General features: G+C 56.8%; 17 protein-coding genes and 1 pseudogene. 5 read left to right on the top strand and 13 right to left on the bottom strand.

The window, feature by feature from the left end:
• Window positions 1–34: 34 nt before the first annotated feature.
• The 3 genes and pseudogenes from Q3C01_RS14220 to Q3C01_RS14210 form a co-directional block, all read right to left on the bottom strand.
• Window positions 35–988, bottom strand: a complete 954-nt coding sequence (locus Q3C01_RS14220) for a dihydrodipicolinate synthase family protein (RefSeq protein ID WP_458145946.1) — start codon at window positions 986–988, stop codon at window positions 35–37.
• A 404-nt stretch (window positions 989–1,392) separates the two neighbouring features.
• A pseudogene (locus tag Q3C01_RS14215) lies at window positions 1,393–1,641 on the bottom strand (hypothetical protein); the annotation flags it as partial.
• A gap of 27 nt (window positions 1,642–1,668) precedes the next feature.
• Window positions 1,669–1,956: a hypothetical protein gene (locus Q3C01_RS14210; protein ID WP_458145945.1), complete on the bottom strand. Its 288-nt coding sequence runs from the start codon at window positions 1,954–1,956 to the stop codon at window positions 1,669–1,671.
• Window positions 1,957–2,797: 841 nt separating this feature from the next.
• Here Q3C01_RS14210 and gmd point away from each other — a divergent pair.
• Window positions 2,798–3,883, top strand: coding sequence for a GDP-mannose 4,6-dehydratase (gene gmd, locus Q3C01_RS14205; RefSeq protein WP_458145944.1), 1,086 nt, complete (start codon window positions 2,798–2,800; stop codon window positions 3,881–3,883).
• Window positions 3,864–4,811: a GDP-L-fucose synthase gene (gene fcl / locus Q3C01_RS14200; RefSeq protein ID WP_458145943.1), complete on the top strand. Its 948-nt coding sequence runs from the start codon at window positions 3,864–3,866 to the stop codon at window positions 4,809–4,811. The genes gmd and fcl overlap by 20 nt, the downstream gene beginning before the upstream one ends.
• Window positions 4,812–5,191: 380 nt before the next feature.
• Here fcl and Q3C01_RS14195 read toward each other — a convergent pair whose 3' ends face one another.
• From Q3C01_RS14195 to Q3C01_RS14185, 3 genes are all read right to left on the bottom strand, one after another.
• Window positions 5,192–5,968 carry a bestrophin-like domain gene (locus Q3C01_RS14195; RefSeq protein WP_458145942.1) on the bottom strand — a complete coding sequence of 259 codons (777 nt, stop codon included), beginning with the start codon at window positions 5,966–5,968 and terminating at the stop codon, window positions 5,192–5,194.
• Window positions 5,969–6,651: 683 nt separating this feature from the next.
• Window positions 6,652–7,326 (bottom strand): 4'-phosphopantetheinyl transferase family protein, encoded by a 675-nt coding sequence (locus Q3C01_RS14190; RefSeq protein WP_458145941.1) that lies wholly within the window; start codon window positions 7,324–7,326, stop codon window positions 6,652–6,654.
• Between the two features lie 467 nt (window positions 7,327–7,793).
• Window positions 7,794–8,450, bottom strand: a complete 657-nt coding sequence (locus Q3C01_RS14185; protein WP_458145940.1) for a hypothetical protein — start codon at window positions 8,448–8,450, stop codon at window positions 7,794–7,796.
• A 1,027-nt stretch (window positions 8,451–9,477) separates the two neighbouring features.
• On the opposite strand from Q3C01_RS14185, the gene Q3C01_RS14180 reads away from it, so the two are divergent.
• Both Q3C01_RS14180 and Q3C01_RS14175 read left to right on the top strand, forming a co-directional pair.
• A complete protein-coding gene (locus Q3C01_RS14180; protein WP_458145939.1) occupies window positions 9,478–10,056 on the top strand; it encodes a helix-turn-helix domain-containing protein in 579 nt (192 codons plus the stop codon).
• The gene (locus tag Q3C01_RS14175) at window positions 10,053–10,721 is read left to right on the top strand and encodes a hypothetical protein (RefSeq protein WP_458145938.1); all 669 of its coding nucleotides are present in this window, start codon (window positions 10,053–10,055) and stop codon (window positions 10,719–10,721) included. Before Q3C01_RS14180 ends, Q3C01_RS14175 begins: the two co-directional genes overlap by 4 nt.
• A gap of 367 nt (window positions 10,722–11,088) precedes the next feature.
• Here the strand turns inward: Q3C01_RS14175 and Q3C01_RS14170 are convergent, their stop codons facing one another.
• Window positions 11,089–12,516, bottom strand: coding sequence for an MATE family efflux transporter (locus Q3C01_RS14170; RefSeq protein WP_458145937.1), 1,428 nt, complete (start codon window positions 12,514–12,516; stop codon window positions 11,089–11,091).
• Window positions 12,509–18,988 (bottom strand): amino acid adenylation domain-containing protein, encoded by a 6,480-nt coding sequence (locus tag Q3C01_RS14165; RefSeq protein WP_458145936.1) that lies wholly within the window; start codon window positions 18,986–18,988, stop codon window positions 12,509–12,511. Before Q3C01_RS14165 ends, Q3C01_RS14170 begins: the two co-directional genes overlap by 8 nt.
• Before the next feature lie 935 nt (window positions 18,989–19,923).
• Between Q3C01_RS14165 and speD the strand changes: the two genes are divergently transcribed.
• Window positions 19,924–20,316: an adenosylmethionine decarboxylase gene (gene speD, locus Q3C01_RS14160; protein ID WP_458145935.1), complete on the top strand. Its 393-nt coding sequence runs from the start codon at window positions 19,924–19,926 to the stop codon at window positions 20,314–20,316.
• 251 nt (window positions 20,317–20,567) lie between these two features.
• Here speD and Q3C01_RS14155 read toward each other — a convergent pair whose 3' ends face one another.
• The 5 genes from Q3C01_RS14155 to Q3C01_RS14135 form a co-directional block, all read right to left on the bottom strand.
• Window positions 20,568–21,044 (bottom strand): MarR family winged helix-turn-helix transcriptional regulator, encoded by a 477-nt coding sequence (locus tag Q3C01_RS14155; RefSeq protein ID WP_458145934.1) that lies wholly within the window; start codon window positions 21,042–21,044, stop codon window positions 20,568–20,570.
• 667 nt (window positions 21,045–21,711) lie between these two features.
• Window positions 21,712–21,918 (bottom strand): cold-shock protein, encoded by a 207-nt coding sequence (locus tag Q3C01_RS14150; protein ID WP_458145933.1) that lies wholly within the window; start codon window positions 21,916–21,918, stop codon window positions 21,712–21,714.
• A 1,324-nt stretch (window positions 21,919–23,242) separates the two neighbouring features.
• A complete protein-coding gene (locus Q3C01_RS14145; protein WP_458145932.1) occupies window positions 23,243–24,487 on the bottom strand; it encodes an SfnB family sulfur acquisition oxidoreductase in 1,245 nt (414 codons plus the stop codon).
• A gap of 129 nt (window positions 24,488–24,616) precedes the next feature.
• The gene (locus Q3C01_RS14140; protein WP_458145931.1) at window positions 24,617–25,813 is read right to left on the bottom strand and encodes an acyl-CoA dehydrogenase family protein; all 1,197 of its coding nucleotides are present in this window, start codon (window positions 25,811–25,813) and stop codon (window positions 24,617–24,619) included.
• A gap of 26 nt (window positions 25,814–25,839) precedes the next feature.
• Entirely contained in the window at window positions 25,840–26,628 is a 789-nt protein-coding gene (locus Q3C01_RS14135) for an ABC transporter ATP-binding protein (RefSeq protein WP_458145930.1), read from the bottom strand.
• Window positions 26,629–26,637: the final 9 nt, after the last annotated feature.

Here is a 26,637-nt window from a genome sequence, read left to right as displayed (position 1 = left end):
GGCCACCGCCGTTGATCTTTCTTGCTACGAATGGCTACGCCGCATTGGGCGCTTTCTTGTCGAGCAACCCGGTCTCGATCAGCGCCTGGCGAATAACTATGATCTCCGAGGGATCGAGCTTCACCAAGGGCGGCCGCACCACTGCGCGCGGCAATCTGCCGAGCAGTACCAGAGCTTCTTTCATGCGATTGTGCATATCGACGAACGGATCGGCGTAGAATACTCGCGTCAACGGCTCGATACGGTCATTGAGCCGTTTGGCCTCGGTGAGGTCATTGGCCTGCACGGCGCGGAATAGGCGCACTTGCAATTCGGCGATCACGCTTCCGGAGCCTGATAGCAATCCATTGCAGCCCAGCACCAGCGAAGAGAACAGCCAGGCGCTGTGGGTCGTAAGTACGTTTACAGGTCGCGGTAGATTTTGCAGCGTTCGCACGTGCCACTCATGATGCGAAACATTGCCGACCCAGTCCTTGACGGCGCGAACGGTCGGCACCTCCTCGCACAGCTTCAGCAGTGTGTCCTTCGGATAGGTTTGACCAGTTGCGAGCGGATACTGGAACACGATCAGCGGCAGGTCGGTCGCATCAGCGATGCACTTGAAATGAGTGAGAGCCATTTGCGGCGTCTGGCCGAGGCTGAACGCCGCTGGCGGGAACACCAGGAGCGCGGAGGCGCCGCCTAGCGCTGCCATCCGGGCCATGCGCGCCGCCTCAAAGCTGCCATCCGCCCAGATGCCGTTGATCAGCGGCAACTTGGCCCCGATTTCATCCTGCGCGATGTCAAGCACACGGCGCAGCTCGTCGAAACCGCAGGACGCGACCTCGCTCGAGTGAGCGTTGAGGGTGATGGCCGAAAGACCTTCGACGGAGCTCACATCTCGAAGGTGCTTGCGGAAGCTCGCCTCGTCAATGGCCCGACTATTGTCAAACGGTAGCAGGACCGCCGGGATCACGCCGTGCGGAACATAGTTCACGTGCCGGGGCATATCTCGTCTCCTGTCAGTTGTTCATCCGGACGGCGCGGGCAAAGCGCGCGAACCCAGAATACAGAAACGAACGCTCAACGTGTATGTCTGCATTTCAGGGGTTGCTATGTCCCGTCTTCGAGGGATGATGAACATTTCACCATCGCTTTCACCCGACGCGCTGACGTAGCTGAGTTGCTAGTCGATCGGCGCCGACACGCACCATACGCGCTTCGAGGATCTTTCGCGACCGTCGCAAGATCTCACCTGAAATTCCGATCGCGCCGAGGACCTGGGCGACGAAACGCCGCACTGCGGCGCGGCGCGGCGTGACATAACCGGCAGGGATCAATCGATCAATCGTCCGCTTCGCGTTGCCCGGAACGAGATGCGATCGTGTTTGACGGCGCCTCCGAGCCGACCTGGCGCGCCTCCATCAGATCGAGGAGGGCGCGACCCTTTTCGGTGATGCGCCAGCCGCCATTTAGCCGCTCAACGAGATGCTGCGAAAAAATGTTGAGGTTTGGGGCACGGGCGGCCATTCTCTTGGTGCGCTCGGCCCAGTCTCGACCACTCGTTGCTAGAATGGCCATGTCGCGTTTGAGCTCCGCCATCGACGCGAATCCGTCCGGGTAGCTCACAAGGATCTTAAGAACGGTAACCTGGAAATTCACCTGCGTGGGAGATCGTATTGTCCGCGCTTACCGCCACATGGTCGGTGCATCGCGAAGCGCTTCGAGGCCAATCTGTTTGAGGCGGTCGGGTTTCGTTTCACCTCTAGTGGTGGCTTCCAGAAGCTTAGCGGCAACATGTGCGCGGACGCCTGTCTCACAGCGCGAAATGCGCGTGCAGACCTCCTCCAGGACCGCGCGCAGAAGCTCGGCGGTAGCCGTATCCACCATTTGGAGATCTCCCGCGTGCTCTTCATGAGGAAGATAATACGGATCGCGCGTTCTGAAATTCAAGTGGGATGAATAAATTGGCTTCAAACAGTGCTTCCTGCGCCCTTGTCACAACACCTACCGGGCGATTGCCCAGCTCGTTGTTCGATTTGCGGCGGCTCGGCATCGATCGCGCTTGTCGTCGCGTCTACTCTCACTTGAATTTCGGCGTTCTGCTACGGCGCGGTCGAGCACCCTTACCTTGCGGTCATTGCTATCCGATACTGCAGACCGGGCTGCGCCCTGTCGAAGTCCAACGCAGTCCTACGCGCAGGCCCATCTTCGCTCGGAGTCCAAGCACAATTCCTGCTCTGGTATTCGCGCGGCGGTAGAGATGGCCAGTCATGCTGTCGCCTGTCGAATTGAAAATGTGCTTTACCTCACCATTCTTCAGCGTTTCCCAAACAATCGGCGCGTAAAAAGGGTTGAGCTTGCGATGCATGGTAGCGCGCCTTCCACTTTGATGCGTGCAATGAGTTCGTGCTTCGGCGCACAAATACCCCGCCTGGTTGCAATTTTCGACGGATTTCACTTGTTTTGCTCACGGCGCTCCTCTCGATTTTGGTGCCTATGAGATGGCGCCACCCGAATAACAGGATGACGAGCCTGCGATTGCAGGTAAGGGGTTGAAGCTGTGTTTAAGGCCTTTAGCCTCGCCTCGGGACGCCTTTGGCGCAGGTGATCTGGACGTCATCAAGGGGTCTGAAAACCGACGACCAGGCGAAAACTCCGTAAAATCACTGCCGTAAACGTCTATTGTCCTTTGGCACTCATTTCTTTATCACCGTGGACGGTTTTGAGGGCTTAAACAGAGCGTCTGCCGGGTACGTACGGCCGGAGGGTGCTGAGGGGCACGGAACCATTCGGTTTGTTTGCATCAGGGTAGAATTTGACTAGTCAACACTCTCAACCGCGGGTCGCTCTGATCACCGGCGTGACCGGGCAGGACGGCGCCTATCTCTCCGAATATCTACTGTCGCTCGGCTATGTCGTGCATGGCATCAAGCGGCGGTCCTCTTCCTTCAACACCGCGCGCGTCGATCATCTGTATCAGGACCGCCATGCCGGGAATGTGCCGTTTCTTATGCACTACGGCGACATGACTGACTCGACCAATCTGATCCGCTTGATCCAGCAGATCCGACCGACCGAGATCTACAACCTTGCCGCCCAGAGCCACGTCGGGGTGAGCTTTGAAAGCCCAGAATATACTGCAAACGCTGACGCAATCGGCGTGCTGCGCCTGCTCGAGGCGATCAGGATCCTTGGCCTGGAGAAAGAGACACGCTTCTACCAGGCTTCTACATCCGAGCTTTACGGTCTGGTTCAGGAAGTCCCCCAGAAAGAGACCACGCCGTTTTATCCGCGCTCGCCCTATGGTGTGGCCAAACTGTACGGCTACTGGATCACGGTGAACTATCGCGAAGCCTATGGCATATTCGCAAGCAACGGCATCCTGTTCAATCACGAGAGCCCGGTCCGCGGCGAGACATTTGTCACCCGCAAGATCACCCGTGCTGTCGCCCGCATTGAAGTCGGTCTTGAGGATTCGCTTTATCTGGGCAACCTCGAAGCCAAGCGCGACTGGGGACATGCGCGCGACTATATCGAGGGCATGCACATGATTTTGCAGGCGGACAAGCCCGATGATTTCGTGCTCGCGACGGGCGAGACGCGGTCGGTGCGCGAGATGGTCGAGCTTGCATTTGCCGAGGTCGGCCGCCGCATCGAGTGGCGCGGCAAGGGCGTCGATGAGACTGGTGTCGACGCGAAGAGCGGTAAGACCGTAGTCCGAATCGATCCGACCTATTTCCGTCCGACAGAGGTTGATCTTCTCATTGGAGATGCCAGTAAAGCGCGCGAGCAGCTCGGCTGGAAGCCGAAGCGAAGCTTTGCGCAGCTCGTGCAGGAAATGGTGGCAAGCGATCTTGACGAGGCGAAGCGGGAGGCCGCCGGTGGCCGCCACACCGTTTGAGCTGAAGGGGAAGTCCGTCTATGTCGCCGGCCATCGGGGTATGGTCGGGGCCGCGCTCATGCGGCGTCTTGTGCAGGAAGATGCGCGCCTCGTCATCTTAGAGCGAAGCGAGCTCGATCTGCGCGACCAGGCTCAGGTGTTCGGCTGGTTCGCCAAGGCACGGCCACAGGTCGTGTTCTTGGCTGCCGCCAAGGTCGGCGGTATCGTCGCAAATGATACACTGCGCGCCGAATTTATTTACGACAACATCGCGATCGCCGCGAATCTGATCCACGCCGCTCATCTCAATGACGTCGAGAAGCTGATGTTCTTGGGCTCCTCGTGCATCTATCCAAAACTTGCACCGCAGCCACTGCGCGAGGATATGGTGCTGACCGGTCCGCTCGAGCCGACCAATGAGCCCTATGCAATCGCCAAGATCGCTGGCATCAAGATGGTGGAAGCCTATCGCAGTCAGTATGGAAGCGATTTCATCAGCGTGATGCCGAGCAACCTGTACGGACCCGGCGACAACTACCACCCGGAATATAGCCACGTCGTGGCAGCCCTGATCCGCCGCTTTCACGAAGCCACAGTGGCTGATAAAAAAAGCGTCGTTGTATGGGGCACGGGCGCGCCACGCCGTGAATTCCTCTATGTCGACGACATGGCGGATGCCTGCGTGCACTTGATGAAGACTTATTCGGGGGCCGATCTCGTCAACATCGGCACCGGTGAGGACATCACTATCGGCGAGTTCGCCCGCGTCGTCGCCGACATCGTCGGCTATCGAGGTGAAATCACTTTCGACACCTCGCGTCCCGACGGTACACCGCGTAAGTTGCTCGACGTCAACCGACTCGCAAAGCTGGGTTGGCGCGCGAAAACCTCCCTAAATGATGGTATCCAGCAGGCTTACCGGGCCTTTCTGACATCAGGCAAAGGCTGAAAGGATTGCCCGGCTCAAAAGCCCAGGCGAGACCTTGTCGCCCGTCCGATAACCTGCGCCGGTCGGCCGCATTGAGGCCGGCCTAAGGTTCGCTATCTCGATCAGCTCGACGCAACCGCGACCGAGGCATGCACGAGATCATGTCGAAGACAAGGACATCATCCTGCAGGCCGGGACTGGCGAGCCGCGATTACGCCAGATGGTCGCGTTCGCATTTGCCGAGGTCAGCTTCGAATGGGAAAGCGAAGGCGTCGAGGACACTGGCATCGATACCAAGAGCGGTAAGGCCGTTGAGCTCGCCAAACAGGGCGGAACGACAAATCTCCCGGCGTCGTCAACGCGGAAGCGGTTTGCATCAACTGCAGAAAGCTGATGCGCCCTCATTCCGCCGCGATTTTGGTGAGCTCTGCCAGCGGTCCCGGTTCTACTCGGATATCACCGGAAAACGGACGCTCTTGCAGACCAATGAGTCCCAGCGCTATCACGACGGCGATTGAGAACACGGTTAGTGCCGTAATTTGCGCACCGAGCTTCTTCAGGTGCACCAATCCGATCGATATTTGTGTGACCACGCCTAGGATTAAGACGAGGATCCACTTGGCATCAATGGTGCGGTCGGAGGCCAAGGCGAGCCGTTCGGAACGCGCACTGCCCGCTCCGACTGCGGCATTCAGCAGGGCCGTCTGCACAGCCCCACCCGCTGTTTGAGCGATCTGAGGATCATTCACTTCTCGCAGCAAGGAGTCATAGGCGGGACCGGGCGAACGGGCCTTCCGGTCCTGCGCCATCGCCGGCCACTCGTCGTCCACGAGGGCGGCGACGTATTTCGCAACCACTGAGCGGAGGCTCGCCATGTCCGAGACGGACGCGTAACTGACGGCATAGATGTTGCGCAGCTCCGCCGCCTCTGACTGCACCGCGCGGGCCGCTTGACGATTGCGATCGGTGATATCATTGGCCAGAAATCCGGTCAGGAACGCAAACAACACTCCGACGGTGCCGAAAAACGGAGCGACCACGCCTTCTACGCGGCGCATCGACACAACCGTCGCAGGGCTGAAACTGGCGATCACAATGACAGCGCCAGTCGTTGCGTAAAGAGTGATGAGGACCGCGAACAATTCAAATATCGGAAAGTCCAGCCAAGCTTTGATCATTCGGCTAGCCGATCCTCTGTTGCAAGGCGACGACTCCGATTAGAACACATATGAGCATTCGCCCCCCAAAGAGTGCATTGCTAGTGAAAGCCCAACACCAGGGCCGCGATAGAATGGTTCAGGGATAGGATTCGTTCGCTTGAGGATCATTATTCTCTCAGACGTTCTTCATGGCTCTCACAAGGACCAACGCTGGGCAAGAGATTACCTCGCTGCGACACTTGGTCCGCATGGTGCCACCCGCCTACGTGACCAGCCGAACACCCGGCCGACAAAGTCGCTCGGTAAAGGCTACCAAACACCAAGCCGCGGGCATGTTTGTGGACGCTAAATGCTGATGAGGCAGCGTAGCCTCACTTTCATGCGTGTCCGCATGGCCGGATCAGAAATTGTGGCGGGCACAGCAAAGCGATTGGCGATTCTTCGGGACGAAAACGACGACGACAGAATCCCTGATGCCGCCCGCTCTGCCCGCTGAACACATTGAGCTGCTTACAATGTTCAGCCACGAGACAGCCTGCTGCCCCCTCCTCCTCTTCGACGTCTGACGCGAACGCAGGAGACCATCATCGTCGGCAGCGGCCAACTGTCGCATCGACTGTGTAGCGGGCACCAATGCCTACCGGATCAAATCATTTCCATGCGAAGGCCCCGGCAACATCGACAAGTTTCGTAGCGCTACACTACGAGCCTCGAAATCGCACAGCCAATGCAAGAATACCTCCTAGAAACGGGAGATAAATTCCATTGATAGTGCGGCTGCCGAAACACATAGGTTTTTCCGGATTGATGATCTCCGCCTCGAACATCCCACTCCCGTCACGTGTCCGGATACTGACATCTTGAAAATCCAGGAATTCACCGGTTTGTGGCGAATAGGACTTGTATACAGCTTCCTTGATGACGAAGATTAGTTTCGGACCAAAGCGATTGCTGGACCATTCCCGACGCTGCAGTTCCGCGGGGGTGCAAATGATTGGAAGAAGATCGGCTCCAAGCGGCTCTTCATCTTCGATGTCTAGTCCCAGAGCGAGGACGTTCCTTGAGCGTCCCGCGACGGCGCCGCAGTCAGAAGAAGAGTGGGAAATGCTCCCGACGACTCCTAGAGGCCAAAGAGGAACTCGATCACCTCTGGACAAAATCGCACTAGGAGTGAAGCCGAGGCGACGCAATGCTTCACGAGCGTGATGCCGCCCCCAAGCGAATTCACGCTGACGACGCAGGGATACGTTTCCTAGCATTTTCGCTTCAGGAGAAAGCAGAGTGGGAGCGGGATCATATATTGGTCCGCCCGAAAAGCTGATATCTTGCGCCAAAGCTGTACTGATGGCAGCTCCTAACGTTGCGAGCGTTTTCATAGATGTGACAAGCCCTTTCTCTGAGGAGCACGAAACGGGGCCTTTTGAACGCCGCGTAGTGGTCCGTCGCATTGCAGCGGCTGGGCTTCCCATCGCAAATCGCCGCGTTAACAATGGTGGCAAACCGCCCGCTCAAGGTCTGCCTAACGCGCTTGATGCGAAGGTGATGTAGATCCGCGAAGTCGTACGTGATCTTCCGGCTCCTCTAGCCGAAGCTCCTTCGGCGTATGTCGTGATTTTCCAAGGCGCTCCTTAAATCCTAAGCTGACAATTCCCGAGCCGATTTCTAGATCGGCTTTTCCTGTGGCGCGCAGCGCCGACATATGGCGCCTTCGGCAGAACTCGGAATCGGGGAAATCGATGAGAAGCGCGGCAGCGCAAAATGATAGACTAACATATTAAAATTACTTGAGAAATTGTATCTGACTGGAAAGGCCCCGCGTCATTAAGTCAGGAACCGGAGCTCACTACTTCGATGCACGATCAAACTTGTTGAGCGGCGGCAGACGACTTGGGAAGAACCAGCCAAAATGTTTGTTCATAGGGGCGCCCTTACCCGTCGTCTTGCGCAGATAGGCATTCCAAATCGGCCATTCCGGATCATCTTCCTTGATAAAGACGCGATCCCTTAGGGGAAGATCGACAACCGGATGGCCCATAGCCACACGAAATTCGCCTCTATCCATTCCGAGTGCAGCAAAGCAGTCCTCGAGGGTCTCGCAGTCATCCACGGAGCGGTCCATGTCGCTCCGTGTTGCGCGGTCCCGCATCACCCTACGAAGGAGTTCGAGCACCTCTTCGTCACTGTCGTCGCAAAAGTACCTCTTTCTCATCCTTCCACGCACGAAGTAACAGTGGCGCATGCCCGGCTCGTTCGCCTCAGCCTGCTCCACCGCGGCATATTTGGGAACGTCGCGGATATCGGGCGCCCGCCGCTCGCCATTCTCGGAATAGCCAGCGACGCCGACCGACTGGATGGCATCGATCACCAGAGGAAGCGTGTATCTCTGAATCCAATCCGAAAGCGCGGCATCCCATACCTGAGGGAGCCGTTCACCCGTCTTGTGCTCCCACATTTCCCGCAGCCGCTGCGCCGCGCCGATAGATCCGTCCTCGGAAACCATGGTGGCACCTGTGGATAATCTGTTCGAATCAGACGATCACGATAGTCCCACTTGACTCGTAAGGCCCAGTTTCTACGCAGAAAATCCACGCAAAAATATTTGGTTGAAGCGCGGCCCTCTATCTTGCGCTGTCGCTGGGGAAAATGGGGAATGATTCGATTCTTCTGATCGGTAGCGAAGGGTTTGTCATGCGCCATAGACGACCGCGTACGACGAAATAGCGGCCGTCGGGCGTCACCGGATGATCGGCTGGCATCGCCTTTCTCGAGTATCGACTTCACTTCGGACGCCAGCCAGTGTTCGCCCTCGCGCATGACGTTCACCGGTCCGCTGTCGCTGACCAACATGTGGGTGCTCTCCTAATTAGGACACGCGCGCATATGCGCCCCGAATTCATTCTTTGCCCCCCCGATAAATACGGGTCGTGCATGCTGGGCACAGCCGCGGCCGATGCGCATGTTGGTTATCGCCGTGAATTCCAGTAATGCGCTCAGTGGCGCGGACGCCCTGGCTGCGGTCAGGTGGGCAATGATTCGAATCCGCAAGTCGAGGGAGAAGACATTCATGAGGGCAAAATCCTCGTTAGGGGATTAGGCCTTGGCGACCTCTGGCAAACACGCTCAGCAAAGCGTATATCGCAAGTAGTCAAGAGCCTCGTGGCTCAATCCCGGGTGGTTGGTCAGGGGCTGCTGCGGCCCCAAACACGGCGGTCCCGCTTTTCGCGTGGAGTAGTCGGAATCGAACAGATCACGCGAACTTCCTAAGGGCTCTCCGGCGACCTGTCACCCCGCCGCTTCAAAAACTCGTTTAATCTGAAAAGGTTAGGTGGCCTTTATCGACCCGTTCACAATATCGCCAATTTGCGAAATCCGGTTCAACGTTGACGGCGTTCAACACAGGCCGCTCGGGTTTTTCAACCCCGGAATGATTTTCACGATTGTCATTTGTGCTGAAGAAAGGGGCGGCAAATTTGATCCACGACGAGCGATTGAAATAGCTGAAGGCAGAAAAAAGGAAATCGAAAGCGATGCTTCCAAGTGTTGTCCATTCTGGCTCCCACTTCAGTAATGAACTTGTCCGCGAACTGGCGGATGAGGAATTCCGTCATGAGTACATGATGGACAAAGTGCGTTCGTACATTGCCTTTCAGATACGCGCCTTGAGGGAGCAACGACGTTGGAGTCAGGGCGATCTAGCAAAGGCTGCTGGCAAAACTCAAAGCGTGATTTCTCGCTTAGAGGACCCTGATTATGGCAAACTCAGCTTGCAATCATGCCTTGACATTGCAGTTGCCTATGACCTTCCGCCTCTCGTCCAATTCGTGGAATGGGACGATTGGCTGACGCGTATGTCAAATATGTCGCCCAGCGCATTGCGGAAAAGAAGTTTTGACGCAGATCGGCTGGTTGAAATTAATCGCCGCGCAGATCGATCAGCAGCCGCGTCGGTTGATGATTATTCGGGCTCTCGAAACTCCCTACAAAGCTCAGGGCTCGGCGGACAGTCTAAATCGTCTGCTGCGGCACGCGCTGAGTCACCAAATACAGGACGAACGCCGCAGGGGCGGTTAATGAGCGGAAGTGCTGCTGAAGGAATCTACGCGTGAAGTTTATTTCGTCAGTCGTTGGCCGTTGTCTTAACCTCTTTTCTTGGGAAGAGGTTCGCCCTGCGCAAGGTATCAGTCCTACAATGCTAGGGGCGGCCCTCGTCGAGCGCTTTGGGTTTCAAGGTAGGCCAACGTTCCCGCTTGCGCCGGATGCTAGCGCGAGGTTTACGGATGGATCGGCCGTAGTCGACGGAACGGTGATCGCAATCCATAAGCTAGAGAGCTACACTGACGGATTGGGTGTCGACTGCACAACCACCGATTACGCCAAGCTGGTTATGGACGAACTATTCAGATGGGCTAAGATCGATCTAGGTTTCAGGGACTTTATCCGACCACCGAAAGTCATCCTTATCAGCCATATTACAGTTGAATTCTCCCCAGGCTTTGAGAATATCTTCAAATCATGGGGGAAAATACAAGCGCTGTTGAATGGTAGCGTTCAAGGTCGATATGGATTTGACAAGAACGTTGATGTGTATCGCCTTCAATGGCGAGGTGACCCACACACCATCGTCAATAACAGCCTAGTTTCTGATTTTTGGATTGAGCGCAAGGCTGGAGAACCTCACTCTGAAAATAGGTGGCATTGCAGCGGGCCTCTCCCAACACAAGAGCTAATCGATCTAATGGGAGTATTGGAAGGCTTGGCTCTGGAAGGCTGATAAAATGAAAGAGATCGCCAACTGAGGAGGCCTCTTCAAAAACGACCTAAAAGCGATTCATACGATTGTACGGTTGTGCTTGGCTGATCTCTAAGTGTTCGCAGGTTCCAAGGTATACTCACGACTGCCTTGTCCGCCTGAGGCATGAACAGATCTTGGCCGCTTTAGTGGTGGCCGCGTCAGCTTAGGACATTGTGGTTAAATACGGACAGCACCCATGTGGGAAGGCAACTCGTCATCGACGGGCATCGATGTCAGGTCGGCTTCCGGCCGCCAGTCGAGCGCGACATCGACGTCGCCTGGGAAGATCTGCCAGCGAGCGGCCAGGCCTAATGCTCTGGTCTGCGGTGATATCCGTTTTGTCAGGTCAACCCACAAACTCGATTGGTCCTGAAGCAGGGTACCGGAGCGCGCGTCTAAGCTCCGCGAACTGGTGGAACATGACAAACAATGCGATCATTCCGGCGCCCAGCTCAGCGATGGCTTGACTGGCCAACACTCCGTTGAAGCCCGATATGACTGGAAATAACAGGACGGCTGGTATGAAAAGATAGCCTTGCCTCGCGAAGGACACAATCGCACTGAGGCGCGCTTTCCCGAACGAATGAAGCATCGTCGTCACGAAACTCTCAATACCAAAAAGCCCAAAAAACAGATGAAAGGCGATGCAGGTCGAGACGCCAATTTCCCTGACCTTATCGCTTTCGCTGAACAGGCTGACCAAAGGCCGAGCAAAAATCACAACGGCCGCGGAATAGGCAACAGAAAACGCGATAGTTATAGAGAGTATGAGCTTCGCGGCCTTCAGTACGCGAGCAAAGTCCCGTGCGCCCCAACCGAAACCGAGGACAGCTTGAGAGCCCATACAGAAGCCAGTGATAGGCAGTGCGCCGATCGTCAATATCCGCACAGCTATTCCCACCGCCGCGATGGACTCGTCCCCGAACGGCGCGGCAGCTCCGTACAAGAGCATAACGGCAATAGCAGATAAAATACTGGTCATGGAGGCCGGCACACCTATCGACGCGAGCTGGTTGATGCGATCGGCTCGCAACGAGATGTGCGATATCCTGACGAGGACTATCCCGCGGAGCGTCGAAAAATAGGTGATATAGAGGCTGATAGCAGCAATTTGAGATACCAGCGTTGCGAGGGCGGCGCCTCGCACACCGAGGTGCAGTACGAATATGAAGACGGGGTCAAGCACAGCGTTCAGTATAAACGCGGTAACCATCGTCCACATGCTGAATCGTGTATTGCCTTCGGCTCGGACCACGAACCCGTTGACGATATTTAGCAACATCAACGTGTACCCGAACAAAAGTGTCGCAGCGTAGTCGAGCGCCATCGGCATGATGGTTGGAGTTGCGCCGAGCGTTAAGAAGATCCCGCGCAGGCTTAGAAGCAGAGCGAACGTAACAGTGATACCGATCGGAGCGGCGAGCGCAAGTGCGGTGCTCGCGTCTCGGCTCGCCTCCAGGTACTCACCAGCGCCAAGATGACGGGATATAACCGACGCTGTTCCAACACCGATCCCCTGCCCAGCTGCCGCGAGCAGGAGCACGATTGGCATGGCCATGCTGACAGCTGCAATCGCCTGAGCGCCAAGTGCGCCAACAAAGATTGCGTTGACCCCCTGCTGTAACGCGTTGATCGACAAGCCAACAACAGATGGAATGGCGAGCCGCAGAATGAGACCCGAGAGATTGGCGTCCGATAGATCAATGCGCGGGATCTTCTTTGTCATCATATCGCGATCGTTCTCGATGGCGAATTCTCCATCGAGATCATTCATGCGTGACCGTGCCGCGATCTGTTCCGAATTCGCCAATCGTCTCCAACAGCTCCTGTAGCAACGTCGTGCAGAGATTACGGGTCGGCTCATAACCGACTTGGCTCGAATCGTACCTCGCTTCGATCTGTAGCTGGCCGGCTTGATATCCGACGTCGAACCAGAAGAGATGACCCACGGACGCTTCATCCATGTCTTCGCCGATCCAGAGTGGAGAGGGTTCGGCGGCTAGGAGCCGGCGTGGAAAGTGGCGCTGCACACCCGCTCGATAATTCAGTCCAATTCTTGGTAAGGGCAAGCGATCCACCCGGCTCCGAACGGCTGGATCTCGGTTTAGGAATTTTATGGCCCGAAACCCCATTCCCCTATGCGGTAGGGCATTGCGCTGCCGGTATATGGAACGCGCTCGATCGGGGCGGTGCTCCGTTCCAGTTAGTCTCAAGGGAAGGGGAACAAGCTCGCTGATGTTGCCGATGATTTGAGATGGATCGAAATCGTCAAATACTCGACCTCGTATTGAGGTAAGGTTATCGATCCAGAGCGAGTAGTTGCCGCAAACGCGTCCGAAGGCGCCAGATATGGCGGCAAGAAACACATCGACGTCCTGACAATGCGCCCATCTGGTTACAATATTGAAGAGATCAGCTGTCGCCTCTTTATCGATCTCAAGATAATACTTGGCCTGATCCTCCCAAAGACGTCGGCAGTTCGCTTCGTCCATTCGACGTTCAACTCGCGCATAGTGAAGCTCTCTCGCGGTCACTTTCGAAAAACTCGCACCGCCTGATGATGTGTCGCTGACCTGACAATTGAACTGACGGTAGTCGATGCCCTCCCAGTATTTGAGTTCAGCCGGCGCTTCGCTGTTCGCGTAGTCGTCAAGGCGCTTCCACCATGGAGAGAGCTTTTGTATGTTGTCGGAACCACTCTCGACATGACCCGAGGCAAGGGCGTTGTACGCCGCATCCAATGCTTCCAGGAACAGTCGATAGCCTATCCCGTCCACCACAAAATGATGCATCAGGACCAGCAGATAGTATTCGCCGCTTTCCGCTGTGCGAAACGCCGTGACGCTAACAAGAGGCGTCCGGCCGTCAAACCGAAACATTTGCTGACGTCTTGCCGAGATACTCTCGATTATCTTGCGCTGCTGGAGGACGTTCATTCCGACAAGATCGACCTCTTCCACGAGGCGTTCGGCCACGGATGGTCCGATTGTCAGACGTAGTTCATCAACAGTTCGAGCGATATGGAGTCTCAGGCCTTCATGCCTATCCATGACATGGGCAAGGGCACTCTCTAGCGTTCGGACGTTCAGGATGCCGGCGGGCAAGAAGAACAGATCGCCGATATTGAAATGCTCATCGAAGCCGGCAAGACGGTTCCAAGATGAGATTGCGGGAGTAGCTCCCACCAGACCGTCTGGAGAACGGACGTCATGGCGTGTAACCGCTTTGTCTGCCGCCAATTCCCTGATGGTCGGTGTTCGATGGATCCGCTCGACGGTGAGATTCAGCCCGGCTTTGCGCGCCAGCGTGACACAGCGCACGCTGAGAAGAGAATTTCCGCCGATATCAAAGAAGCTATGATCCAGTCCGACGGACTTGGCGCCTAATAGATCCCGCCAGATTGCAGCAAGAATGCGCTCCTTTTTCGTGCGGGGCTCAGCACATGGAACCGGCCCGACCTGCGTGTAAGGAACGGACGACAGGCGAGAACGATCGATCTTCCCACTTGCCGTGAAGGGGATGCTGTCGACCAGACGGAAGGCGGCAGGAATCATGTAGGACGGTAATGTGTGGCTCAGGTGAGTGACGATATCTGCAGAGCTAAGACTGTCGCGGGCCGGAACCACGCTAGCGATCAAGCGAGGATGATTATCCATGCCTTCTGCGACCACCGCGGCCTTTGCGATTGCCGGATGAGACTGAAGGGCCGTTTCGATCTCCTCCAGCTCGACGCGAAAGCCCCGTACTTTGATCTGGTTGTCCGATCGGCCGCAAATCTCGAGCAGGCCGCTGGTTGAGATGCGTGCGATATCACCACTGCGATAGAGAACGCTGTATTGACCGTCATCATATGGATTGGGGACGAAACAGCGGTTGGTCCGATCCTGATCCCGCCAATACCCAGCGCTCACGCAGCGTCCGGCGATGCAGAGTTCGCCGGGGGCTCCGACAGGGACTCTCTTTAAATGGCCGTCGAGAACGTAGAGTTTGACGTTGTCGATTGGGCGCCCAACGGGGACGAGCGACGAACCGTCGGAGGCATCCGATGTTTCATAGACTGCTGCATTGGACGCACATTCCGTAGCACCGTAGAAGTTCCACAAGGGCACGTCCGGGAAATACGCACGCCAGCGACCGGGGAGCGAGGAAGGCATCGGTTCGGCGCTGCTTGTGACCAGCCGCAAGGCTGTCGGTCGCGGGTGCCGTTCTTGCGAAGCAATGATGCCGGACAGGAGTGGTGGCGAGGCAAATAAATGTGTCACGCGACGTTTCGCCAACGCGCATAACAGAAGATCTGGATCCAGCAACTGCCCCTGCGTCAGGACCAGCGTGGGCACACCCTTCAGAAGCCCCCCAAAGTACTCCCAAGAGGACGCAACAAGTGATGCTGACTTCTGCACTACCATGACATCGGTACTCTCGAAGGGAAAGCAGCGCCACATCCAGTTCAGCCGATTGAGGGTTGCCGATTCCGGTATGAGAACCCCTTTCGGCTTACCGGTTGAGGACGAGGTATAGATAAGGCTCATAATTTCCTGATCAGACCGTTTGCTGCTGCGCCCAAAATCATGCGCGAGCTCGCTGGACGCGTCCAGCGTCAGGAGGCAGACCGACGGCACGTCAAAACCAGCTTCAGCAGTATTTGCGTGAACCAAGAGCTTTGCCTGACTGTCTCTGAGGATATGTTCGATCCGATCACGCGGACAATCCGGCGATATTGGGACAACAACACACTGCAAGGCTCGTGTCGCAAGAATGACAGCCGCGACGTCAGGCGAGCGGTCGACCAGCAAGGCGATCATATCGCCAGCCCTCACGTCCGAAGCCCGCAGTAGCGACGTAATAGCTGCTACGCGCTCGCGCAGCTGGCCGAAGGTGACCTCGCCGAAATCGCCAAAATAGGCCACCTGGCTCCGATGAGAGACGCTGATTTGCTCGAACGCCTCGACTAGCGAGCATTCAGTCTCATATGGCTGCGCCGAGCCATCCAGCGAGTCCAGCATAGCAAGGTCTAACGCGCCGAGGCAGCTCAGATCTCTAGTGGGCGCAAGCGGATTCTCGATGCAGCCTGCAATCAGAGAGCACAGATTGTCGGCCATGCGGACAATCAGATCGCTCGAAAATATGTCTTCCGCATACGCTAGCTGGAGAGCAATTTCATCGCCCTGATCTTGGGCGTACAATGTCAGATCGAATTTTACATAGCCGGTCTCATATTCGCGGAATGTCAGATCCAGCTCATGTTGGCCAGGTGGTTCGGCGGCCTCGGAGTACATGTTGAACATGACGTTGAAGATCGGTGAGCGTCCCGCTTCGCGATAGACACTGGCATCCCTTACCATCCAGCCGAAGGGATATGCCGAATTTGCAATGGCACTGCTGACGAGGCCCTGGATGTGCAAGGCACGAACCACAAAGGACTGGTCGACATCGATCGCGGTACGGATTGGCAGCATATTCAGGAAAAAGCCGACGATTTCTGTGCTGCAAGGTTGATCCCGTACGACGTGCGGTATGCCAACAATAATATCGTCTTGGCCGCTATACATCCGCAGGAGCAGCTTGAAGCATGCGAGGAGTGTTGTCGACGTGGTGCACCTATGTCGGCGCGCAAACTCCCGGACCTGATTGGAGAGCTCGCTGCCAAGCAGCACCGCATGCGAGGCGCCGCGGTAGGAATTTATCTGCGGCCGCGCTCGTCCCGTTCCAAGCGAAAGCACCGGCGGATCATCACCGATCTGACGACGCCAATAACAACGTTGGCCGGCCAGGGCCTCTGGAGTCAAATGTTGTGTTTCCCAGATCGCGTAGGTCGAGAGTGAGGCGCGGTTCTCTGGGACCGCATCACCTGCGTACCTTTGTCGCAGGTCCCTGAGCAGGACGGAGATCGACCAAGCATCCATGATGATTTCGTGAGCGGTGATCAGTATGAGATGGTTGTCAGGGCCACAACGGATCATGCGCGCGCGAAACAGGCGGCCTTCGCCGAGATCGAAGCTGCCGTTCAGCTCTGTTCGGCGTAACTTTGAGATCAGTTCCTCAGCTTCCTGCGCCGTGAGATGAGATGCATCAATCAAATCAAGGCTTGCGCATTGCGGACCATCAAAAAGCTGAACCGGACCGTTCTCGTCGATGAAGCGCGCCGAAAGTGCCTGATGGGAGCGAACGACATCGGTCCAAGCGCGATTGAAGGCGGCCAGATCGATAATGCCCCTTACTCGCAGACCGCCCTGAATAATGTAGTTTTTGGCAGACGGATCGAGCTGCCAGAGAAACCATAGGTGCTCCTGAACTCGTGTCAGCGGCGCTCGCATCAGCTTACCGTACGTCGGGACTGTGCACGGTTTCGAATCGCCTCGGATCGAGATCGACGCCGCAAGAGATCGGACTGTTCCATTCAGAACCGACCTGAAATCCGTTCTTACTCCGAGCAGGGTCTGCAACTGGCCCAATATGAGCATTGCCCGAAGCGAGTCTCCGCCTAGGCTTATGAACTCGTCATTCACGCCAATGTGCTCAATACGCAGAATGCCGGACCAAATTTGACACAGCTGAGCTTCGAGCTCTGTTTGCGGCTCCTCGTATGGAGTCGGCAAGAGAGGGCGAACGGCGGTCGGGTCCGGCAAGGCCGCAAAATCGACCTTTCCGTTTCTGTTAAGTGGAATACCCTCGACGCGGATGATTCTTTCTGGGAGCATGTAAGTGGGAAGTGCTTCGGCGAGGAAGGTCCGAAGCTCGTCCTCCCCTGCTTCTGGCGGGGCTGACACATACGCGATGAGTCGACTCGATCCAGTTTCCCTCTCGCCCCTGGATATGTCTCTCGCCGTCAGCTTTACGCCTGCGCAGGCCGAGGCGACCACAACGACGCCACGCACCAATCGATGAGCGGAAAGGCGGGCCTCGATTTCTCCCAGCTCAATTCTGTGCCCGCGAATTTTGACCTGGCGGTCCCGCCGACCGAGACATTCCAAGAGGCCGTCGGAACGAACTCGCCCGAGATCACCTGTCCGGTATAGGCGCTGGAAGGAAGGATCGTTCGAGAATGGGTTCGACCCAAAGGCATCCTTGGTGCGGTCATCATCGTTGACGTAACCGGCAGCGACACCAACGCCGCTAACACAGATTTCGCCGACCTCTCCGGTGTTGCACAGGCGTGGTCCGTCCGCGACATAAACTTCAAGTTTAGAAATCGCTTTACCGATTGGGACATAAGCGTCAGCCAGCGCGGGCGGGACGGAAACCAGATGATGCGTAACGCCATCCGCGCACTCCGTCGGCCCGTAGTGATTGAGAATGGGAACCGCGGGATATAAGGCAAGCCACGCGCGGGCTAGGCCAGGTGTTAGCGGTTCTCCGACCGTCGAAATGCGCCGCAAACTTTCCAGAGCTCGCTCAGCGGCGGCAAGCGACTGCAGATATTCAACAAATACCGAAAGCATCGACGGCACGAATTGAACAACCGTCACGCCGTATTGTTGAAGGGCTTGGAGAAGAGATACCGGCGACTTCAGTGTCGTATCATCGATGATCGCGATACAGCTTCCGACGCAGAGTCCCGCGAGAAGCTGCCACAGCGAGATGTCAAAGCAGTGCGACGCTGTCTGCGCGACGCAGTCAGTCCGAGTGAGAGTTAAAGCGTCAATCTTTGCCACCAAATGATTGTTTAGGGCCGCGCGCTCAATCATTGCGCCCTTGGGCTTGCCCGTCGAACCAGACGTAAACAGAATGTAGGCAAGTCCATCCTCGCTCGATGATGGCACAAGCGACGAAGGCTGGCCCTCGCGCAACGCCGCCTCTATCGTCACGAATTGCGTGGGGGCCTTGCTGCTCGCCTGAAATAGGTTGAACGACTCCGGCTGGTCGGGGCCAACAATCAGAGCGCAGCTACTCTGCTCAATCATGAATGATGTACGGGAAACCGGTAACGATGGATCGAGCGGCAGGTAGGTTGATCCAGCCTTCAAAACTGCGACCACCGCCGTCGCCCAGTCGAGGTCTCGCTCACCCAAATAGCCGACCACCGCGCCATGAGCCGCCTTCGCTCGTAACGTCCTCGCGAGGGCATCCGATCTTGATCGGAGCGCCTTGTAGGTCAGTGCGTCTGCGCCGTACCTGAGCGCAATCCTCTCCGGATCCGAGCTTGCAAGTCGATCGATCACCGTGATCGTGTCAATCGGTTGACCTTCCACAAGCCGATTTTTACTCGAGCGATTGTCCGTAGGCTTACGCCGGCCGCCATTCGTCACCCTCTGCGCCCCTTCAACCAGAACATCGAGGGTCGTGAATGGGGTGTGCGGAGCTTAGCCACGCTGGTTCTGCCAGTCATCGTGTACCGTTTTGCCTTCTTGCTAGCTTCTCGTTCGTTGCAGTCACTATTTGCTCGATGATCGGCAGAGACATTCCGAACGCTAGGGCCTCAACTTGGCGGTGGCATCTACCGGATCTTGTAGTAGACACGCGCTAGTCGGCATGAACCTGACAATCAACGCGTCCAGAGAGTCGGTTCCGGCTTATGATTTGCTGCATTTGTAGGCGCGCGGGCTATGGTTTGGTTTTGTCGTCATGAAAGAAGGCTTGGCCCCAGCCGGCCTGCAGGTCGCCCGCGGCGCGGAATGCGATCAGCGCAGCCTACCGTCGTACGCTTCGCTACAGACCGATTGTGCGCTTTGAGACCATTGTCCATAAGCTGACGCATGCACCCAGTAGGAAGCAACTGGTGCCCCCGCAATTTCCAAGCGGCACGTTGCTTGCTTGAGCGGCGCCATCACCGATGCTGGCTCGAAGGCGCTCGGTTGTGGATAGGGATAGGGCCGCGGAGTGTTTGATGCGATCTGGAGTTCGTTCTTGGGGAGCGACAACGATTGGATCGTGACGCACCCCGAACAGGGATCTCTCGCTCTCCACCAATTCCATCGAGAGCGTGTTCGCCACCGGGCAATACAGGCGCATGCGGACAAAGGGCTCCTTGCCAACCACCGTCGGGCCGATGGTGCTCGAGCTGGTGATCCCGGCATACGGGACCTGGCGGCGGCTTAAAGCACAAACAGGCGCCGGAGGTTGCACTCGGCGGGTTCAATGACGGCATTGAAATCGTCCAAGTGCCGAGCGCGCCTGATCACCTCGTCATCTAAATCCCGAATAGCTCAGCCCGATGGGCCGATAATTCAATGGAGATTCTTCAATGACTACAGATAGAGAGAAGGAAACCTCACCGGCTCTGTCCTCCGGTGGGACGCATATGCTCATCGATCTATGGGGAGCGAAGAACCTTGACGACCCGATCATTGCGGAAGACGCAATCCGGAAAGCCGTCCGCGCGGCGAGTGCGACACTACTCCACCTTCATGTTCATGAGTTTTCTCCGGGTCACGGCGTCTCCGCAATAGCTTTGTTAGCTGAATCGCACATCACCTTACATACCTGGCCTGAAAGGTCCTACGCAGCCGCTGATGTTTTCGTATGTGGCAACAGCGATCCTGCGAGCGCCGTACCAGTTCTCGTTGAGGCCTTTCAGCCCGAAAAGTCTGACGTTCGTCGTTTCTGCAGAGGCGCATCAGTCGAGCCAACGCGTTGAAGCAGATGGTCGATCCCTTAGAACATCAGCGTTGCGCGGGCAGTTTTGCGAACGCCGCTGTCGCCGTTGTGCACAATTCTGCGGTCAATGGCGCGGATGACAAGACTCGGAGGTCTTAAGTGCCCGATTGGCGCGGCGGAGCCGACGGCCTCCCTATCCGAGACCATGGCGGCCTCCAGAAGATGACGCCAAGGAGAGCCCGTACGGTGCCAGCAAGCAGGATCTGATGCTTAAGATTGCGTCATTTAGACCTACAATATTCCGATACTTAGTTTTTGAGATGCCAAGCGGCTGTTCTTGGCAAGCAAGGTTAGCCGTTTGTTGACGTAGTGAAGAGATTCCTCATCGAGCCCGTCAAGCATTGCAGCGTTAAGGGCTTGCCTTTTGATCGACAGCTTCCTGATTTCCGCCTGCGCCTTTTCAGTCAGCGATATCCGCAGGCATCTCGCATCATCAGGTGAGGTCACGCGGGCAAGGAGCTCCAGTTGTTCGAGTCGCTTTGTTTGATGGCTGACGAAGGCGGGATGGATACGAAGCTTGTTGGCAACCGCAATTCCCGAGATCCCTCCACCTTCGTCGAGTTCGTCGATGGCCATCAAGATCAACCACTGCGGCTCGGTTATGCCTAATAGCTGAGCCCAACTCTTGTGGATTTCCTCGAGAATGGAATGCACCTCGACGATATTCCAGATGAAGTCACTAACGGATCGATCGATTTTTTCATTCATTTGCATCTGGCATCTTGTTGTTTTCGGCAGTTCTCGGTGTCGCCAATCACGGTTGCCGTTCATTTCGGCCGAAAAATACGTAACCCTCTTGTGTGATGGAAAATGAACTCAGGCAACATGATGCATCAAAACAATCGAGAACAGCAATTGATCCAGCCCCCATTTTAGGGAAGCCGATTCTTCAGCGCCAGCTTGGACCCATATGCACAAACACTAGCCGGCAACTCAGACGAAACTTCATGGTTTAGGGGGATATACCGCCGAAATTCTGTTCGCTATCGCCGGAACCACGCAGCTTTTCATCCGAATAGCATCAGGTGTCTGCTGCTCGCAGTCTATGAATTGTCGGCGACCGGGCGCCAGCGCCACGGTGAAAGCGGACTTGGTTCGTGAGCTGGCAATAGAGCAGGAAAAGCCATTCTGGATGGGAGTTCCAAGCAGCGAGCTGACATTTAAGCCAAAGCAGCGCTCAGACTTCTTCAAGGTATCATCCAACGCCCCCACGACTAGCCGCGCTATTCGTGGCTCGAGGAAACTACCGTGCCAGACAAGAGAACGGCCTCAGCGGCTCCGGGGGGATATGCTGAGGCCGAACCTACGCCTCGCGGACAAGCCGGAGGCGGAGCCAGAACGATGGTTGGCTGATTTTTGTTTGCGCGAGGAAGGACTATCCAAGTCGGAGATTTTCGGCGGACGCTTTGCCAGAACGGCCAGTCGTTATCTCGTAGCTAATCTTTGCGCCCTCCGCCAGTTCGCTATAGCCGGCCCTTTCAACGGCACGAATGTGCACGAAGACATCAGGGCCGCCATCATCTGGCTTGATAAAGCCGTACCCCTTAGTTGCGCTGAACCATTTCACAGTACCTATTGCCACCACAGTAACTCCAAGTTGAACGCGCGCGATTTAGCCAGAGTTCCCACTGAGCATCAAGACCATCCGCAGTGTGCGACGTCCATGTTGCTAGGCCGCGCGATCCATAGCCGGCGCCTGTATCGCCAAGCGTTTTTGATAGTGGTGACACTCTGGCTCACTGGAGTAGAACAGCGCAAAACGCTGCTCTGTGGCAGCAAAGCTAGCTTGGCCATCTGGCCGCTCGCTCGACCCCGAACCTCAACTCGATAGAGTAGGAGCGTCAAGCGACAACGTTATCGGTCCGTCGCGAGAATAGTCTGCTGCCTCAGAAAGCGCGTAGCGCACCTTGGGCGGTGGCCTGGCGACCGGTGGAGGCCTCCACGATCGATGAGGTAACGTGCGTGCGGACCTCGGTTCCCTGCTTCTCTTCTAGCAGACTTTATCGAGGACCGCGCGCACTCCGCGACCGCATGCGACGGGGCTGATTGCCCGATGAGCGAAGGAAATTCCACGGGCGTGCCGCAGCAAGAAAGATTTCCGTGCCGCTTCTGATGAAGTCAATTCAGCTGGTGACCGCCTCGGCCGCATCGCTTGCATCCCGGACTTGCTGGTCCGCCGCGCCGAACCTGTGCCGTCAATTCGTTCCCGAGCCGCATCAGGTTGTATTGCAGCCAAAGCCTTCGCTGCAGGTCGCGCTGGCTGCACCGAAACAACGTCTCGGCATACGTGCTCATACGGAGACGGTAGAAATGGCTCGCCATGTTCTTCTCCTATGCCGCTGCGCCAACCCGAGCTCGGCACCTGCGTCGCTTTACTCGCCGACCCAATATCGCCCTGCCTAGCCTGCAAAGTAATGCTTTATTGACGTCGATTGATGCAATGAATCGCGCGTCGACGCACAAATTCGGCGAGTAGTCGCTCGTTTTCGACGGATTCCGCCGGACACTTGTCGACTTCTGCTTCTGGCAAAACCAACCGCTTTGTCATCGCGCATGAAAGGTTCCTGACAGAGGTTAAGCCGAACTATGACTCCTGCATGTTGACTACCGCACTTCCCCCGATCAGACGCCGACAGGCTGAGCGTCGAAGCCGCTCGCGACGTCGCTAGCGGGCGTGCTCGCGAGATGAGAGTTAGTGCGACCATCGCGCCGGGCAGTTCTTATGCTGTGATCCGCCTGGCGCTTAAGGTATCAAATCGGCAGGTTGCTCGCGATGTTTGCACATATCTGCACGTCGACGGACGGGCGAGCTCGTGGGCCTGTCGGATTCGAGCGGATCTCGGGCACATAAGAGCTGAGCTACCTTGACCGTTTGTGTCCGTTGCACGCGACCACAAAGGACATTCTCAATTCCAGGGATGGCGCGGTGGACTTACGCCATTCAGCACGTAATTTCCGACATGAAAGTATTTCCAGCGCACCGGGTCATGCAGCGTATGGGTGCGCGCATTGCGCCAGTGACGATCAAGGTTATATTGCGCAAGCGTCGATCGCGCACCACCAAGCTCGTGTAGTTTGTTTGCTGCCGAAATCGCGATCTCCGTCGTCGCCACCTTGGCAATTGAAACGGCAATGGATGCCTCGTCGACCGTTCTATCCTTGGGCTCCGCGACAGCAACATCTAAGGCATGGCCCGCTCGCTCAAGCAGGGCTTCGGCCGCATGCAGCTTGATGCTGAGATCTCCAATTTGTGCGATAGTGAAGTGGTCGTCGTGACCATAGTTTTGACCGCTATCGATCCATGGTCGTGCATACTGGCGTACAAAGGCAACGGTGTCATTAAGCGCGCCCTTGGCGATGCCCGCATCGATCGCGGCGTGGACGAATTGGGCAAGCGGTCCGTTCGCAGTCGGGACGTCATATGCGGCGTACGAGGGTAATATTGCCAATAAGGGTACACGAAGGTTGCGTATGACGACGCTGCCGCTTGCAGTCGTCCTCTGGCCAAAGCTGGACCAATCATCAATGACGCTAAGTCCTTCCGCATCCCGAGGCGTGATCGCAATATGCGCTTTTCCGTTGTCCCCAGTTGCAGCAATCGCAATATAATGGGCAAAGAGGGCTCCGGTCGCATAGAACTTCTGACCGTTGATACGATATCCGTCGTCGCCATCAGGGGTCATCGTTGTCTCGAAACTTCCGGCATGCTTGCTTTTGAGTTCCGAGACCGCGTTACCGAAGCGGTAACCTTGCAAGGCTTTACTGAACCAGAAGTTTTTCTGCTCTTCTGAGCCGGTCAGTCGCAGTAGGTCCAGGACTCGCAGATGACTTTGTGGAATTTGACCAAGTGAGGGATCGGCGGCCGAGATGATCTTGACCACTTCTCCAACGTTCACGAAGGAGACGCCTGCCCCGCCATAAGATTTCGGTACGGTGATGCCCCAAAGACCGCTTGACGAAAAGCGATCAAGCTCGGCTACCGGCTGACGCCGCTCGCGATCGCGCGCTGGAGCTTCGACTGCAAGTTCGGCGGCCACTTTGTGCGCGATGTCGATGGCTTCGGCATCTGACCTGATGATCTGCGCTTTCGGTACAACGCTGAATTCCGATCCCGGCCCGGATCGGCCAGCCCGTTCAACTCGTGCGTTCATGAAGAACTCCCAACGTCTGTTCGTCGCCTGGCCGGCCGGAGCCGTGACGTGCCGTTCACTACCTTGAGCGTGATCGCCTCATTCCCCAGGGCATGAACGGGGTTTCGATCTGCCCTTGCGAAGATCGGACTATTCTCCCCCTTCGTAGAACAGCTCGAGCGGCAGGCCGACCAGCGATTTGCCAATCCAGTCCCGAGCGATGATGTTGGACGGCCCCATTGCGATGGCAGCACGTGCGTCGCGGAAGGAGCGCTCGATCGGCCCTCGGTGATAGCCGTAACCTCCCGTCACCGTCAGTGCAGCGGCGGCAACCTTGTTCGCGACCTCGGCGGCGTGCACCTTGAACTCGGTCAGCGGGATCAGGATTTCGCTCTGCGGCTTGCCGGCGCGCCAGAGTTCATCCAGCCTTGCTGCCAGTTCGATGCGCCACGGCCGCAACGATTCGACGAGCACCTTGGCCGCACCGAGCTCCTGTCGGATGGCCTGATAGTCCGCAACTCTCTTGTTTCGGTCCTTATGGACGAAACTTGAGGTGTGCTTGACAGCCGCATTCAACACGCCCCTCGCCAAACCTTCCCAGACTGCGCCGAGCCCGATCAGATAGACGGGCGAGACACCGTTGTAGATGATTTCCTTCCCCTGTCCTTCTGCGCCGAGCCGGTCCCGTTGGGGTACCCGCACGCTGGTGTACTGGATGGGCCCCGAGTGATTGGCACGTACGCCGAGAGCATTCCAAGGCTTCGATTCGATCCCGGGAGACTTGCCGTCCACGATAAAGAAGACAATGTCGGCCTGATCCTTGGCGCCGGGCGTGCGTGTCTGCACGACATAGAAGTCGGCCTGACCGGAGCTCGTTGTGAATGATTTCTTGGCATCGAGCAGATAGTCGTCACCGTCGCGAGATGCCTCCGACAGATTATACCACCAGTGTCCCCCCGTCGCGCGTTCACTGGTCGAATATGTACCCAGCAGGGAACCGTTCTTCGCCTTGAGCCAGCGCTCCTTCTGGTCGTCGTTGCCAAATAGATTGATGGTCTGAGCCGCGCCGACGTGCATGACGTAGACGAGGCCTGTCGATGCATCAACCTGGCCAATACGATAGGCAGCCTCGCCAAAATCAACATGACCGAGACCAAGGCCGCCAAACCGAGTTTCATTCAGGATGCCGGTCCAGCCCGCTTCCGCCAACGCCTCCAGATTCTCTTTGGGAAAGCGGCTTTCCAGGTCATTACGATCGGCATTGACCCTTACGGTCGCATCGATGGCGGCATCCAGCCGAGAATAAGGCTGTTGGCTGAAATTGTGCGCCGGCTTGGCTGAAGCCATTCTCAGTCTCTCCTTTACTTGCGAATTCAAGCAACCGCGTGCGTCAGCACGTTTTTTCTGAAGTCAGTTTGCGGTGAACCACCGAGGTAAAACGCCCTGATATTGTCGCGGTTGCGCAACGTGACTGATGCGCCGGACAGGACGCTATGGCCGTTCTCGAGGACGACCGCGTGGTCGGAAACGCGTAGCGCTACCGTCAAATTTTGTTCAGCTACCAGAATCGAGAGGCCCTGCTCTCTGTTGAGCTGCTTCAGGGCTCGGAAAATGTCCTCAGCGACAAGCGGGGCAAGTCCCATCGACGGTTCATCGAGCAGCAACAGCCGCGGCCGCGACATCAGAGCGCGGCCGATCGCCGTCATCTGCTGCTCCCCGCCCGAAGTCAGCCCAGAGACAGACCTGCGATGATGCTTCAGTCGCGGGAAGAGCTCGTAGATCTCCTCCAGAGCGTTGCGGATCACGCGGGACTTGGCGTCTCGGCCAATAGCACCCGTAATAAGGTTCTCTTCGACGGTCAGCGATAGGAAGCAATGCCGCCCCTCGAGCACGGGAACGATTCCCAATCGGACCAATTTGGCGGGCGAGGCAGATAAGATGTCGCGGCCTTCAAAAGCGATCCGCCCGGCAGCCACCTGACCGCGCCGCGCCGGTAGAAGGCCCGAGATCGCCTGAAGCGTTGTCGATTTGCCCGCACCGTTGGCGCCGAGGAGAGCGACGATCTCGCCGCGCCGAACCGCGAACGATACCTCGTTCACGGCACGGATGGCGTGATTGTAGGTCGCCTCAAGCCCCTCGACTGAAAGCAGAATGTCACTCATGCCGGGTCC

It is taken from the genome of Bradyrhizobium sp. UFLA05-109 (assembly GCF_054185165.1).
The sequence above is the reverse complement of the archived record's forward strand: the minus strand, read 5'-3'. Positions and strand labels throughout refer to the sequence as shown.